This window comes from Trichocoleus sp. FACHB-591 (genome assembly GCF_014695845.1).
In the GTDB taxonomy this organism is placed as follows: Bacteria; Cyanobacteriota; Cyanobacteriia; order FACHB-46; family FACHB-46; genus Trichocoleus.
Genome location: NZ_JACJPA010000102.1, coordinates 44808 through 58849 on the forward strand (window position 1 = coordinate 44808; position 14042 = coordinate 58849).

Annotated in this window: 13 protein-coding genes and 2 pseudogenes; 7 read left to right on the forward strand and 8 right to left on the reverse strand. The window is 48.8% G+C overall.

Annotated features, from left to right (window positions below; translation table 11 throughout):
• Positions 1-23 precede the first annotated feature (23 nt).
• Positions 24-1256 carry a protein kinase gene (locus H6F90_RS20305; protein WP_190554080.1) on the forward strand — a complete coding sequence of 411 codons (1233 nt, stop codon included), beginning with the start codon at positions 24-26 and terminating at the stop codon, positions 1254-1256.
• An 87-nt stretch (positions 1257-1343) separates the two neighbouring features.
• Here the strand turns inward: H6F90_RS20305 and H6F90_RS20310 are convergent, their stop codons facing one another.
• From H6F90_RS20310 to H6F90_RS20330, 5 genes and pseudogenes are all read right to left on the reverse strand, one after another.
• Positions 1344-1580, reverse strand: a complete 237-nt coding sequence (locus H6F90_RS20310) for a DUF4327 family protein (RefSeq protein WP_242016726.1) — start codon at positions 1578-1580, stop codon at positions 1344-1346.
• A 163-nt stretch (positions 1581-1743) separates the two neighbouring features.
• Positions 1744-2673 carry a bestrophin family protein gene (locus tag H6F90_RS20315; protein ID WP_304941009.1) on the reverse strand — a complete coding sequence of 310 codons (930 nt, stop codon included), beginning with the start codon at positions 2671-2673 and terminating at the stop codon, positions 1744-1746.
• Positions 2674-3210: 537 nt separating this feature from the next.
• Positions 3211-3639, reverse strand: a pseudogene (rnhA, locus tag H6F90_RS31605) (ribonuclease HI); the annotation flags it as partial.
• 161 nt (positions 3640-3800) lie between these two features.
• A pseudogene (locus tag H6F90_RS20325) lies at positions 3801-3980 on the reverse strand (transposase); the annotation flags it as partial.
• A 24-nt stretch (positions 3981-4004) separates the two neighbouring features.
• Positions 4005-4833, reverse strand: a protein-coding gene (locus H6F90_RS20330) for an IS5 family transposase (RefSeq protein ID WP_242024557.1) whose coding sequence is annotated in 2 segments (ribosomal slippage) — positions 4005-4611 and positions 4610-4833 — 831 coding nt in all. Because the reading frame shifts where the segments join, the coding sequence is not laid out codon by codon here.
• Positions 4834-4972: 139 nt separating this feature from the next.
• Here H6F90_RS20330 and H6F90_RS20335 point away from each other — a divergent pair.
• The 5 genes from H6F90_RS20335 (at position 4973) to H6F90_RS20355 (ending at position 9842) form a co-directional block, all read left to right on the forward strand.
• A complete protein-coding gene (locus tag H6F90_RS20335; RefSeq protein WP_190554083.1) occupies positions 4973-5836 on the forward strand; it encodes a glycosyltransferase family 2 protein in 864 nt (287 codons plus the stop codon).
• Between the two features lie 292 nt (positions 5837-6128).
• Positions 6129-7121 (forward strand): glycosyltransferase family A protein, encoded by a 993-nt coding sequence (locus tag H6F90_RS20340; protein ID WP_190554084.1) that lies wholly within the window; start codon positions 6129-6131, stop codon positions 7119-7121.
• Between the two features lie 813 nt (positions 7122-7934).
• Entirely contained in the window at positions 7935-8570 is a 636-nt protein-coding gene (locus H6F90_RS20345; RefSeq protein WP_190554085.1) for a rhomboid family intramembrane serine protease, read from the forward strand.
• A gap of 249 nt (positions 8571-8819) precedes the next feature.
• Complete coding sequence (locus H6F90_RS20350; RefSeq protein WP_190554086.1) at positions 8820-8978, forward strand: hypothetical protein; 159 nt, start codon at positions 8820-8822, stop codon at positions 8976-8978.
• Between the two features lie 378 nt (positions 8979-9356).
• Entirely contained in the window at positions 9357-9842 is a 486-nt protein-coding gene (locus tag H6F90_RS20355; protein ID WP_190554087.1) for a hypothetical protein, read from the forward strand.
• A 2-nt stretch (positions 9843-9844) separates the two neighbouring features.
• On the opposite strand, the gene H6F90_RS20360 is transcribed toward H6F90_RS20355, so the two are convergent.
• Together H6F90_RS20360 and hisG are read right to left on the reverse strand one after the other, a co-directional pair.
• Positions 9845-11656, reverse strand: coding sequence for an ABC transporter ATP-binding protein (locus tag H6F90_RS20360; protein ID WP_190554088.1), 1812 nt, complete (start codon positions 11654-11656; stop codon positions 9845-9847).
• 98 nt (positions 11657-11754) lie between these two features.
• Positions 11755-12399, reverse strand: a complete 645-nt coding sequence (gene hisG / locus H6F90_RS20365; RefSeq protein ID WP_190554089.1) for an ATP phosphoribosyltransferase — start codon at positions 12397-12399, stop codon at positions 11755-11757.
• Between the two features lie 74 nt (positions 12400-12473).
• On the opposite strand from hisG, the gene rppA reads away from it, so the two are divergent.
• Positions 12474-13169 carry a two-component system response regulator RppA gene (rppA, locus tag H6F90_RS20370; RefSeq protein WP_190554090.1) on the forward strand — a complete coding sequence of 232 codons (696 nt, stop codon included), beginning with the start codon at positions 12474-12476 and terminating at the stop codon, positions 13167-13169.
• Positions 13170-13312: 143 nt separating this feature from the next.
• Here the strand turns inward: rppA and H6F90_RS20375 are convergent, their stop codons facing one another.
• Complete coding sequence (locus tag H6F90_RS20375; protein ID WP_190554091.1) at positions 13313-13927, reverse strand: GDSL-type esterase/lipase family protein; 615 nt, start codon at positions 13925-13927, stop codon at positions 13313-13315.
• Positions 13928-14042: the final 115 nt, after the last annotated feature.

Here is a 14042-nt window from a genome sequence, read left to right on the forward strand (position 1 = left end):
TATCGTGGCAAGGATTTCCCGATGTGGTTACCTTGACCTTATTAGACCCTCAAGCCCTGATTCCCCCTCAGCGTTGGTGTTTTGAGAACGAGCCAATTATTCGCATTGGTCGCTCTCCTGACAACCACATAGTGCTTAATAGCACCCTTGTCTCTCGCTACCATGTAGAACTGCGACAGACCGATGCGACCGATCTCGAAAGTCCTTGGGAGATGGTGAACCAAGGTAGAAACGGTACGTTTCTGAATGGGATCTTGGTTAGCCAAGGGTTGCTGTTGGACGGAGCCTTGTTGCAGTTAGCTCAAGGTGGTCCTACGCTCAAGTTCCAAGTTCAAACCACCATAGTTCAGAGTTATCAACTTCCGGTGGCGGGATGCCCACATCTGGGCAATCCACCAGACAATCTCTTTTGCCTTCATTGTGGTCAACCCTTAAGAGTGGAGCGGCAGATCCGTCAGTACCAAATTCTCCGGGCTTTGGGGCAAGGTGGCATGGGTACAACTTATTTGGCTTGGGATGCGGCCCACGCCTCAACAGCACAAACCGCTCCGCAGCAGCTAGGAAGGTCGCCACTCCGGGTGTTGAAAGAAATGAATGCTGATATGGCTACAGTGGCAAAGGCGCAAGAATTATTTGAGCGGGAAGCTCGAATTTTGCAGACTTTGCAGCACCCTGGCATTCCTCAGTTCTTTGACTACTTTGTTGAGGATGGCAAGAAGTACCTGGTGATGGAAATGATCCAGGGGCAGGACTTGGAAAAGCGGATTTACCAGCAAGGCCCTGTAGGACTTAAACTAGCTCTGAAATGGATGGTTCAGGCTTGTCAGGTGCTGGATTACATGCACAGGCAACACCCTCCTGTGATTCACCGAGACATTAAACCTGCAAACTTGATGGTGCGCCACCGCAATCAGCAAATTGTGGTGCTGGATTTTGGAGCAGTCAAGGAATTTGGCACTCCGTTGGGCACCCGCATTGGGGCAGAAGGATACAGCGCTCCTGAACAAGAGCAAGGCCAACCTGTCACGCAGTCTGATTTATATGCGATCGCCCCTACTTTAGTATTTCTCGTGACTGGGGAAACTCCTTATAAGTTCTATCGAAAGCGGGGGGCTGAGTATCGCTTTCGCCCAGAAGGAATTCCCACCATTACACCAAGGTTACAAGCGGTGCTAGAGCGAGTTACCCATCCGCAAGTGGGCGAGCGCTACCAAACAGCCCAAGAATTAGCTCAGGCACTGGCTAGTTGTCTTTAATTCAAAGGCTGGGCTTACACGTTGGTGAACTAGAACTATGAAGGCAATCGCCCAAGATTGCCCTCAATCTATGGTTATTTTCGTGAATTACTCTTCGTCTTCCCAAGCCTCAACCTCTAAGAGGTCAATAACTGGATCTTGCATTGTGAAATCGTAAGCTTGCAGTTCTTGCTTCCAATGGGGCCACTCATCGCCATATAGAAAGGCGATTTTCCAGATGCTGTCGGTTGGCTTGATCAAATTTGAGTCAACCAGCGATCGCACCTGACGCTGCAGCTTCACCATTGGGTGAATAACCTGTTGGTTCATAACAACTTTCGTCATCGATAAATTTTGCAAATACTTCTACTGACCAACTTCCCAGGTAGATTCAGCACCTACGCGTAGATCTCTGTGCTGACGGGAAGTCTTGTTCCAACTTCTTAATATAGCACAAGTATTTGAAAGCGCCAGTCCCCAATAAAAATTTCTGAGTTTGAGCAACATTTCAAGAGGTCGGTGATTCTAGAGGTGCGATCGCAGAGCCGTCTGAGTAAGAACGAGTGCAAGGAGCCAAAGTGATTAGATCTTCGATGTTGCGGAGCATGGTGCTGCAAATGGCATCTAGCGGTAAATCGTTGGGATCGCGACCGAAGGGATTTTCAATTTCAATTCCAATTTCTTCGATGCCAAACAAGGTAAAGCTAACCAGCGCTACCACTGGCCCCGTAAACCAAGCGATTTCAGCCACCAGGGGAAAAGGCAATAGGAGGCAATAAATCAAGAGCAACTGTTTGAGGTGAATAGCGTAAGCCATCGGCATCGGAGTTTTGAGAATCCGCTCGCACCCACCCAAAGCGTTGACCATTTCATCGAGGAGGTGGAGCATGCCTGAAAGTTGGTAGGGGTTGAGACGATCGCGACTATATTGCTCCTGAAGATAATCCCCAATCCAGAAGGCGATTTCTAACGGTGGGTGGTTCATTTCCTGAAGCTTGAAATATTGCGATCGCTGCACCAAGGGTTCGAGTTCACTATTAACGGGTTCTTGGCGCAGATGCAGCTTGGTAGCAACCGCAAAGGCAACGAGTAAACGTAGGGCAGCAATTTTATTGGTGCGGTCTTGGGGGCTTTGCTCTACGACCCCAATCCAAATCTGGCGGGCGAGGTTCCGTACCGTGTTAACTAAGTGTCCCCAGCACTTACGACCTTCCCAAAAGCGCTCGTAAGCAGTGTTGGTCCGAAAAACGAGCAGTAAACCTAGGACGATGCTAGGAATCACATTTGCGAAAATTGGCTGCGCAACTGGTAAGCCGAAGTGGAACAGAATGGAAATAAAAACGCCAAAAAAACCACATAACAGGGTTCGAGGAAATACAGACGGAATGACTGAGCCTTTTAGCTGCAAAGCCATTTGTAGCCAACGTCGTTTTTCCATTACCATGCAGCTTGAATATTTGAACGTTACTTGCAGCTAGTCTACCCGTTCTAGCTGCCAGAGGATCTGGTTGCCTTCACGGCGTACTCGCGAGACGACCCAGTTGCGCCAAACCCAATTGTCACCTCGGCTGGTCACGGCGCTAGCGTTGACATCCATCAAATCAGCTAATTCGGAACTACTAATTAAATATCCCTGCTTGGCAATCTCATCCGAGATGCGGAGCGTTTCAATTAAGTTGCGGAGTTGGGCAACACGAACCTCGCGAGGCAAATTATCGAGGTTTTCTAAAGGGGCGGGGGCAATGGAATCTGTCATAGTCACATCCATCGTGGAAAGCTCAGCAAGATTGACACTGGATTGTACGGCGTTAGTGCTAGCAATGTCAGTTGTGTCTGATTCAGATGTGGCAGTTGTGGGCAACCCTGAGGGTGTATTCGCGACTAAGGCTAACTCTGGCTCTAGAGAATTTTTAGAGTTTGCTGTTTGGGGCGAGCGTTGCTTCAAGGCTATAGGTCTGCTCAGGGAAAAGCTACGAGCGATCGCATCGCAGCGTTCGTTCCCCACATCTCCCGCATGGCCGCGAACATATCGCCACTCTACCTGTTTCGAGTTCAGTTCATCTAGGGTTTGCCACAAATCTTGGTTCAAAACGGCTTTGCCCTGCGCGGTTTTCCACCCTTTTTTCTTCCAACCCGCGACCCATTTAGTTACGCCATTTTTGACATACTCGCTGTCGGTGTAAAGGCTAATTGGTTCGCTTTGTTTAGCAGTGGCAAGAAACTCTAACGCAGCGATCGCGGCTTGCATTTCCATGCGGTTGTTGGTGGTCGCTGCTGCGCCACCGCCTAATTCCTGCCTGGAACCATCGGTGAAGTAAACGACGACTCCCCACCCACCGGGGCCAGGATTGCCAGAGCAGGCTCCATCGGTGTAAATGCTTTGAATTTTGGCAGAATCAGGCATGAGTCATTGGTGCAAAGAGAGACGCTGCATCACTCTAGCAGGTTGTGTTTCCGATGGGTTTTGAGAGACTGCTTAAACTCACCCACTCTGCACTTGCAGTGCAGAGGTTAGACGGGACTGAAAGTCCCCGTTAACTACTCCAGCAAAAAGTTGTCGTTATCCTAATTCGACGGTTGCCGATGGTGCTCCAGGTACTCAGCTACGAGTTCCTCCGTCAAGTTCCCTGTACTCCACGCTTCATACCCAATGGCCCAAAAATGTTTGCCCCAGTATTGCTTCTCTAACTCTAGGTACTCCTGTTGCAGCAGACGTGAAGTTTTACCTTTGAGTCGTTTGACAATAGACCTCTTGTAGATTAGAACCAATCACTGAGCTTGAGACTGCTCATAGTTGTACAAAGCAGCAATCAAATTGCATCGCAGCCCAAAGCGACGACAGCGATTGCGATAGCACTCAGCCAAGATTCTAAAAATCTTCAAGCAGCGATTGACCTGCTCAATCACGACCCGATCGCGAGCTAAGGTGCGATTGTAAGCTTTGTCCTCACAACTCGGTTGCCCGCCTCTTGGTTTCTTTTTGGGTAAGCAACTGTTGAGATGAAGTTTCTGCATCCCCTGATAGCCCTTATCCTGCAAACTTTGTGTTTGAGGATGAAAATGAACCCCTGAGGCTTGGAACAACTTGAAATCGTGACGACGTCCCTTGCCAAAAAAGGTGCAGAGGATGCGACCTGTCGCTGGCTCAACGACCAGTTGGCATTTGAGGGTGTGTCTCTTCTTTTTGCCTGAGTGGAACCACTGCTGACGGTGCTGCGGTCGCTCAATGGGAGTTTCAGTCACATCGAGCATGACCACCTGCGGTTTGGCAAAGTCCTGCAGCAGTTGTTTCTTGCCAGGTAAGCGGAACCGACCAGAGCGCATCAAGGCGTCCTCAACCCAGTGCACAATGCGGCAAACACTTGCTTCGCTCACCCCAACTGCTGCCAATGTGGAAGTAGGTGCGATACTCTCGCCAATACTCCAACGCCACCAGCACCCGAGCCTCAATCCCTAGCTTGGGCTTAGCACCTAATTTAGGAACAGGCCGCCACAAGGGGTGGCGGGTATTCACCATTTGACGAAAGGTGCTTCGTTGAACCCCAAAACGACGCTTAAAGTGCTTAGGGGACAGAGTTTGCGCTATCGTGTAGTTCATCGTCAGGACGCTTTTCGATGGTAATGTCCTGATTTTTCTCATTTTCAGAGCCCTGGCAACCCTCTCGAGAAGCTAATCTGCAAAAGGTCTATTGGCTCTGGCAATCCACCTCCTAATTATTTCCTTAAAAGATTTTTCTATGAAGCTGAGTGTAATTGTTCCTTGCTTCAATGCGGCTGATACGATCGGAGTGCAATTAGAGGCACTGGCAAAGCAAGAGTGGTCAGAACTGTGGGAAGTAATTGTTGCAGATAATGGCTCAACCGATAGCTCACTAGCGATCGCCAAACAATTCAAAGATCGTGTTCCAAATCTACGAATTGTTGATGCATCTGATCAACCTGGTGCTGCTCATGCTCGCAACACAGGAGCCAAAGTGGCTCAAGGAGAGTTTCTTGCCTTCTGTGATGCGGATGACGAAGTTGCCGAAAGTTGGGTGGCGGCAATGGGGCAGGCCTTGGCTGAGCACGACTTTGTTGCCGGTCGCCATGAATTTGACAAGCTTAATGAACCTTGGCTTCTCAAATCTCGTACTCTTTTGCAGCAAAAAGGCTTGCAGGACTATAAGTATCCTCCGTTCTTACCTCATGCTGCTAGCAGCAATTTGGGCATTAAACGTGCCATTCACGAAGCTGTTGGTGGGTATGACGAAACAATGCTACGCCTGCAAGACACTGATTACTGCTGGCGAGTCCAACTAGCAGGAACTGAGCTGAAGTTTGTGGATACGGTGGTGATTCAGTACCGTCTCCGTGATTCTTTAGCCAAACGGTTTCAGCAAGCTCGGCTCTGGGGAGTCTACAACGTCTTGCTCTACAAGAAATATCGACCTTTGGGTATGCCTGCGTTACCTTGGCAATCTGGTCTTTTAGAATGGGTCCGTTTGTTGAAACGCTCTCGTCAGCTTTATCAGAAAGGTTCACGAGTGCGCTGGTTGGGTGATCTAGCTAGGTGCATTGGTAGAATTGAAGGCTCGATTAAATATCGGGTTTGGGCTTTATAAAACGATGTATCTAAGTCAGTAAGGATTTTGTAAAATATCTGAGCTTCCATAGCCTGGTGTTTGAGAAGTACTGTATAAGGAACACAAGGCTCTAGATGAAACGTGGTCTATTGAGTCCTTAGACCACTGTTAAGTGGAGACTATACTTAGCAGTTTTTCGATTGGAAACTCTAGAGTTTTGCAAAAACTCTATGGGGATATTTCAACGTTCTAATCGGAGGCCAAATTAGTCGTAGTTACAATCCCTAATTAAGTCTTTTGCTTACCTACCTCAAGCTTTAAAGTTTGTTCAATGTCTCAATCAGTAGCCAAATTAGTTACGGTTGCAATCCCTGTTTATAAGTCTCTTGCATATTTGTCTGAAGCCTTAAAGTCAGTCAATTTACAAGACTATCCTTATATCGAATTAATTGTTTCTGACAATGGCATGAATGGTTCAAAGGTTCGTGACCTGGTCTGTCAGCACTACTTCAAGCCTTATAAATTTCGGCAGAATCCCACCAGCGTGCCTGTTGTAGAACACTTTAACCAATTAATACAAGCCGCTTCTGGAGAGTATTTTGTTTTGCTCTGTGATGATGATGAAATTAGCCCGAATTATGTCTCAGAGTTGGTCAGTGCTTTAGAAGCTCATCCTAGTGCATCGGTAGCCATTTCCCACCAAGAGGTGATCGATCGCGCTAGTCAAGTGATTTCAACATCCACCGATAAGCTGCTGGGATTAATGACAGGGCAAGATTTTATCCGTCGCTGGAGCTTAGGCCAGCATGGCTTTAAGTGCTTCGTCACTAATTTGGCCCGAACCAGTGAAATTCGCACCCTCGGTGGTTATCCTGACTTCCCTCGGGGATTTCATAGCGACAGTGGTTTGTTGATGAAATTGTGTTTAGGGCGTGATGTGATTGTGAGCAAGGCGTGTACGTTTCGCTGGCGAGTGCATGGAACGAGTAATGGAGACACTACCAATGTGCAGGATTTAACTGTAGCCACTCAGCAATTTATGCGCTTTTTGTTAGAAGACCACCATTTTCAATCCTTTGCCAAAGCTCATGCTCAAAAATGGTGCTTCTTACAAGATGACTTAGTATCTCTAGAGTGGAACATTTACGTTCGCAAGTGGCAGTCTGCTCTGGGACGTGAACTATCTGTCCAAGAAAAACTCAAAGCAGCTTTGTCTATGCCACTGGTTTTACGGTATTACAGACGCCATCCCCGCCTGTGGATTAAAGAATTTCTGCCGATGTTTCACAAAATGTATCGTCAAGCTAGGTATAGAGGGGCATAGCAAGCATAGAGACTAGCCTAATTTCAACAGATGAGGCAAACCCTATTTCACAGGGTTAATTTTGGGCAATGAGCATTCAAGCGATCGCCTTTCCCTTAACTTTTTCTTAACTAGAGAAGTTTTAGGTAAGAGTAGCCATAGCTATAGCGTCTTTCACCTTAGCGGGTTGAGCATCAACAGTTTCGGTAAAAAAGCCCCCAGACCTGTAGGCTGAACCGGGGGTCAATAAATTCTTCATCTTCATAATGAAGATTCGGTTTGTAGGTGGGCTAGTCCGGATGAAGTTAGCACAAAAAGACAATAAAGCTCCACTAAGCTGAGTTCCCCATTTGCCTACTTTTGCTGCTAGAGCCATTACCCTAAAACTAGAGAAATCTTCCAGGAATTGGCCAACCTGAGCTTGTATCAATGAATAAAGTATTTAACATTTCGGATTTTTCTCCTCTCTAAAACCTCGGCAGGGACCGGGGTTTTTCTTTTGATGCAGTCGGGCCGTCGCAGAAGAAATGAGCAAAAAATAACCTCTAGATTGGCGTCTAGAGGTTAATAAGTTTTGTATTGGAGAAATCTGGCTAACTGAGTATCTAGTAAGAGGAGGACTGGGCTCGCTTCCCGTTCCCTTGTTGAATACACTGTAGCTTGGCTGGTTTCTGTTTTCTTCCACCTAAGGAAATTGGTCGATAGGCGGAGTTCCCTAACCCTGAACTAGATTAAGTTTGCAGGGCTACATTGCGCACAGCAGCCCTAGCAACGAAATTAGCGTGGTGAGATATTAGGTAGAAGCTATGGAAAGGTAGAGTAGCAGCGGATGGCATGGAGTTAAAACTGAACTTAATTACTACTGACACCAGTCTCCCAGCCTGGACGCAGGAGATTAATCGAATTTCAGAACAACTGCCTGACTTAGAACAGAACTTTGAAACTCAAGCCACCATTCTAGGAGGGCTACTGCTGTTAATTTGGGCCTTGGAAATCATTGACTTTTTGATTTTTCAAGGAGCCTTGAATCGGTTTGGCATTCGACCCCGTAGCCTCAGAGGACTAAGTGGCATTATTCTAGCTCCGTTCCTGCATGGCAGTTTTAAGCACTTAGCGGCTAACAGCATGCCCCTTGTGACTCTAGGTTGGCTGGTGATGCTCCAAGATATTCACTACTTCTTTGTGGTGAGCGCCGTAACCGTGCTCGTCAGTGGGTTGGGAGTTTGGCTGTTTGGTGCGACCCGCTCAGTGCATTTAGGAGCGAGTGGCTTAATCTTTGGTTACTTGGGGTTTTTACTTTTATACGGCTACTTTGAGCGCAGTCTTTGGACTGGCATGATTTCGCTCTTTGTGGGCCTGTTTTATGGTGGCTTGATTTGGGGCATTTTGCCCTCACGCCGTGGTGTGTCTTGGCTGGGGCATTTGTTTGGTTTTGTGGGCGGAATTCTGGCAGCCCGTTTGTTGTCTTAATTAAGGGCTTCGCTATCCAAGGTATTTCAGTAATAGCGATCGCCTTTGGTATTTTTCTTGAGTGAAGGCTGCGGAGAATACGGCTCGTGATTTTACTGGAGCTAATTTGGGGAAGACAAAGATTTCAGTAAGGGTTCGCATTCAACCTAGAGCTGGAATTTTTAATATGAACCCAACTTGATGCAGATAACGATCTTCTCAAGCCTGCTCTCCTCCCACCCACTCTAACCCCCAGAAGGTAGGTAGGCCATGAAATTGCAACGTAAGCATTGGAAACGGCTATTTGTGGAGTTAATCCTAGAAGCAGTCATGCTAGTTGCACCCGTCAGCCTAGACTTTTTGGGTGTTGCAGGCGAATACCTGTTAGAGGCAGGTCGGGAAAAAACTGAGGTAGTTAACTTCGCTTAACGATGAGTGGCAGGCTTACAGACATTACTGCAATGAGCGGTCATTCTCTCCGAAACTTAAACTCTAGGAAAATCCTATGGACTTCGCATTTAATTCGACCAACTGGCTCTTGTTGATTACCTTCTTTGCTACCACTTCCTATGGTTACTGGCTCATCGGTGAAGCAGAAAAGCAGAGCCGGAAACACCGAGGTTAGATGACTGCTGACCTTTGCTCCGTCAGGGTTTGGCTTATCCCTCGGCGAGTGAAAAAACATTGTAACGCAGGCGCGATCGCTAGACTGGCAAAAACTTTACAAAATTAAGGCGTTTGAATACAGAATTCTCGGATCGGGTGTTGTATCTACAATAGATATCAACCTGCGATTGGGAAGTCAGAATGAACATGAAATTGGAGCAGTGGTTAACAGTCGGAGCTTGTCTCGGCTGCACCGTTTCAATCACTGCCATGCTCGCGATCGCTCTCCAATCTGATATTGCCCCTCAGCGCATTTCGCTTTCGTTGGGGTTGCCTGTAGTAGAGGCAGGGGCAGTCACTCAGCTTGAGACCGCTACGGTAGCGCTAGAACCTTTGCAAATTGACGATTTGGTTGATGTGGATTGGCTTCAATCCTTAGAGCCGACCGCAGTTAGTCAGCGCTTAACTGGCCTAGAAGACCTATCTCTGCTAGAAAAGACCTGGGAAGCGGAACTGGTAGCCTGTTCTAGCACTTATAACTCCAGGCTGATGCTTTTTGCGGCCTGTGAGTTGGAGTTTCTCGCTCCCCCAGCGCGATCGATCGCCGCCGCATCGGCCGACTTCCCTACACCGTCTCAACTTTTAGGGAACACATTACTTAGACAAAATCTTCAAGAGTATCAATAGTGTTAGGACTCCAGCATTTGGAGTCGGTAGAGGCTAGCGTATAAACCGCTGAGTTCGAGTAATTCGTCATGACTACCGGATTCTACTAGCTGACCGCGTTTGAGTACAAAGATGCGATCGACGTTGCGAATGGTGGAGAGTCGGTGAGCGATGATAATGGCGGTACGGCCTACGAGCAAACGGTCTAGTGCTTCTTGAATCAAAGCTTCGGTGCTGACATCTAAACTAGCAGTCGCTTCGTCTAGCACCAAGATTTGAGGGCTCCGAATAGCCACGCGGGCAAAGGCTAGGAGCTGTTTCTGGCCTCCCGATAAGTTGGTGCCCCGTTCTCTCAAAATGGTGTCGTAGCCTTGAGGCAATTGCTCAATTAGTTTGGCGACATTGGTTCGCTCGGCGGCATCTTGGATATCTGCAAAAGGATAATCTTCGCCCAGAGAAATATTGCCTTTGACATCTCCGGCGAAGAGGAAGCCGTCTTGCAGAATCACGCCAATGTGCTGACGCAACTCGTGTTGGGGCAAATTTCGGACGTCAATGCCATCGACTAAGATGCGGCCTTGAGTGGGTTCATATAAGCGGCACAGCAGCCGAATAATCGAGCTTTTTCCGGCTCCAGTTGGGCCGACTAGAGCAATTTTCTCTCCAGGACGAATCGTGAAGTCCAGGTCTTTGAGCACGTACTCATCGTTTTTGTAAGCAAACCAGACGTGCTCGAAACGAATTTCCCCTCTAGTGGCAGCATCGGGGAGTTTGGGTGTGACTCCGACAGGATCACGAATCTCGATGGGTTCATTCAAGATGTCGCTAATCCGTTCAACTGCAGTAAAACCCGATTGAATTGCTGTGAATTTTTCGGCAAATTGTCGTAGTGGGTCGAAGAGGCGCTGGGCAAAGATCACGAAAGCCGAAAGCGTACCTAGGGCTAAATTGCCTTGCAGAATCAAGGTGCCACCCAACCAAAGCACTGCCGCGATCGCCACCAGTGAGACCCATTCCAAGGTGGCCGAAACTGCCGAGTCGTAAAAAATGGTGCGATCGACTTCTTTGACATATCGTTGGTTAATATTGCGGAACAATTCCGAGTTGAATTTTTCCCGGCGGAACAGTTGCACCACGCCGATACCGACAATATTTTCTTGTAGGGTGGAGTTGAGGGCTGAGAGTTCTTCCCGGGCTTTGTAGTTGGCTTGGCGATACTCTTTCTGAAAGTAAATAATCAGTCCCGTCACGGGCAACAGCATCACCACCAAAATTGATGCTAGTTGCCACTGCAAGCTGAACATGGCGATCGCGATCGCGACCATATTGAACAGATCGCTGACAATCCCCACCGCACCGGTGGCGAACACGTCGCCCAAGGCTTCCACGTCGCTGGTCAGGCGGGTGATTAAGCGACCTACGGGAGTGCGATCAAAGAAGCGCACCGCTAACGATGTGACATGATCGAACAGGTCATTCCGGATATCAGCCGTAATCTGCTGGCCCAAGTTCTGCACTAAATAGCCTTGGATCGAGTCCAAAACCAGCCGCACCACAATCGTCAGGAGCAGCAAACCCGCCAGGATATTGATGCCATCGAGAAGTGGCTGTTTCTGTAGAAAATCAAAAGTGGCTGGTTCTTGCTTAATAAAGGAAATAGCCTGCCCAATAATGATGGGTTGAATGGCTCCCGCGATCGCCAGCGGCACCAAAAGTACCGTAGAGGTGGCGAGCAACCGACCGCTGCGCCGAGCATAAGGCACTAATCTGAGAAACAGCCGCCAGTCATTTTCGCGCGATCGCCGCTGTTCCGTCCGAGGCAATGAACCAGCCATGCTAAGACCTAAACGTTAAGTTCCAGAAAAGGGCAAGTCCCTCCAATGTAGCGCGGTCGAGCCTGCCACAAATTTAGCCGAGGCAATGAACCCAGAGGCTAAGCGCTAACTAAGCTGGCAGCCCGCAACTTCTCAATCCAATCGTGGAGGTTGCCTGTATTGGTGCGGTAGCTGAGAGGATGGGCGATCAGTCGGGCGGTACTCTCAAACAAAATATTGGTTTCAATCAAGCCGTTTTCGCGCAGCGTCTTGCCACTAGAAACCAAATCTACGATCGCCTCAGACATGCCTGTAATCGGTCCTAGCTCTACCGAACCGTACAGCGGAATGATCTCTACGGGCAAATCTAAACTTTGGAAATAATCGTGGGCGCAGTGGACAAACTTAGACGCAACCCGGCTGTTAGGTGACAACTCCAAAGCCGAACGGTAAGGACTCGATGCTTTCACCGCTACCGAGAGGCGGCAATAGCCAAACTTCAAGTCAATTAGTTGAGCCACCTGCGGCTTTTTCTCACGTAGCACGTCATAACCCACAATGCCTAAGTGTGCCTGCCCATACTCCACATACACCGGAACATCCTGCGCCCGGACCAATAATGCTTTGGCGGTGTTTGTTGGGTCTGAAATTTGCAATTGGCGATTGGCCGAGTCCAGAAAAGCACTAAAGTCGAGTCCAACCGATTGCAGCAGACGGATAGCATCCTTGAGCAGGGCACCTTTGGGTAATGCGACGGTAATCATAGAAACGTTCAGCGTGCAGCGGTCAGCAGGATAATAATAGCTGAAAGCTGATCGCGAATTGCTGTTGGTTGCTCATGCGAATTCTATTAGTAGATGATGAAGTAGAACTTACCGATCCGCTGAGCCATGTTTTGCGACGAGAAGGATACGGTGTTGATGTAGCCTATGACGGAGCCGCAGGAGGAAATTTGGCAACGCAGGGGCACTACGATTTGCTGATTCTGGACTGGATGTTGCCACAGCAAACGGGCTTAGAGATTTGCCAGAAGTTGCGATCGCAAGGCGACACCACCCCAGTTTTGTTTCTCACGGCTAAAGACACCCTAGACGATCGCGTTCAAGGCTTAGATGCAGGAGCCGATGACTATCTAATCAAACCCTTTGAACTGCGAGAACTGCTAGCTCGCGTACGGGCTCTACTCCGTCGCCCCGCCACCCTAGAACCCACCACCGCACCCTCCCGCCTGCGAGTCGAAGATTTAGAACTCGATCGCGAAAACCAGTTAGCGTACCGCCAAGGTCGCTCGATCGATCTCTCCGAAAAGGAAAGCCAATTGTTGGAATACCTGATGCGGCATCCAGGCCAATTGCTCACCCACCAACAAATCCACGAATATCTCTGGGGTGACACCGACCAAAAACCAGGCAGCAACGTCCTAGCCGCTCAGATTCGCCTCCTCCGCCGCAAAATCGAAGCCGAAAACGAAACCCCCCTCATCCACACCGTCTACGGTCGAGGCTACCGCTTCGGCTCAAGCTCAGAGAACTAAGTCTAGCTTGAGACAGCCTTGCACTCTGGAGGGGGTTTGGGGGACGCAGCTGTCCCTCAATTGGGGGTTTGGGGGAGAATCTCCCAAGGGTCGGTTTCAGAGATCCTGAGCGTGTCACAGAGAATCGTGTCATAAACCAATGTTTAGCCCCGATCAGGAAACCAACCCCGCCAAGCCGACCAACTCTGCACCAACTCCGCCAACTCCGCATAACCCGCCGCTCTCGGATGTGCCCCATCATTGACGATCGCCTCTGAAATCCAAACCTCAGAATTTCGCAGTGGACCCGCAATTTCCAAAAACGGCACCTCAAGCCCCTGACAAAGCGCACCTAACTGCCCTGACAGATCAATAATTCTTTGATTTTGCTCAGCATCAGCCACAGGGGGTGGCCCTACCATCAACACAGGCAGCGATCGCCGTGCTTCAGCCAAAATCTGACGCGCATTTTTGATCGAATCCTTGGGGTCAACGCGCGGCTTGCCATCTTCGATCGTGGTATCGTTCACCCCGAACGAAAACACAACTCGGCGATCGCAACTTGCTGGAAGACGACGCTCTACTTCTTGCTGCCAGCGATCGCGAATATCCGCACTAGTCTCACGCCGAATCCCTAGGTTGTAGTAAGTGACGTTGTAGTTATTATGACTAGCCGCAGCGCAGATTCTACCCGTCCAACCTAGGCATTCTGGGTCGCCAGTGCCATTGACGAAGGAGTCTCCGACAAAACAAATTCGGATATCAGCTTGATCGGCCATGGTTATGAAAGGAAGTCTAAGCTTTGGGTAAAACGGTTAGGACACAGGTTTTTTCAAAACTAGAAAGTAACAATAAATACAGATTTTCTTAATGGTGAGGGTGTTTTTTGACAGG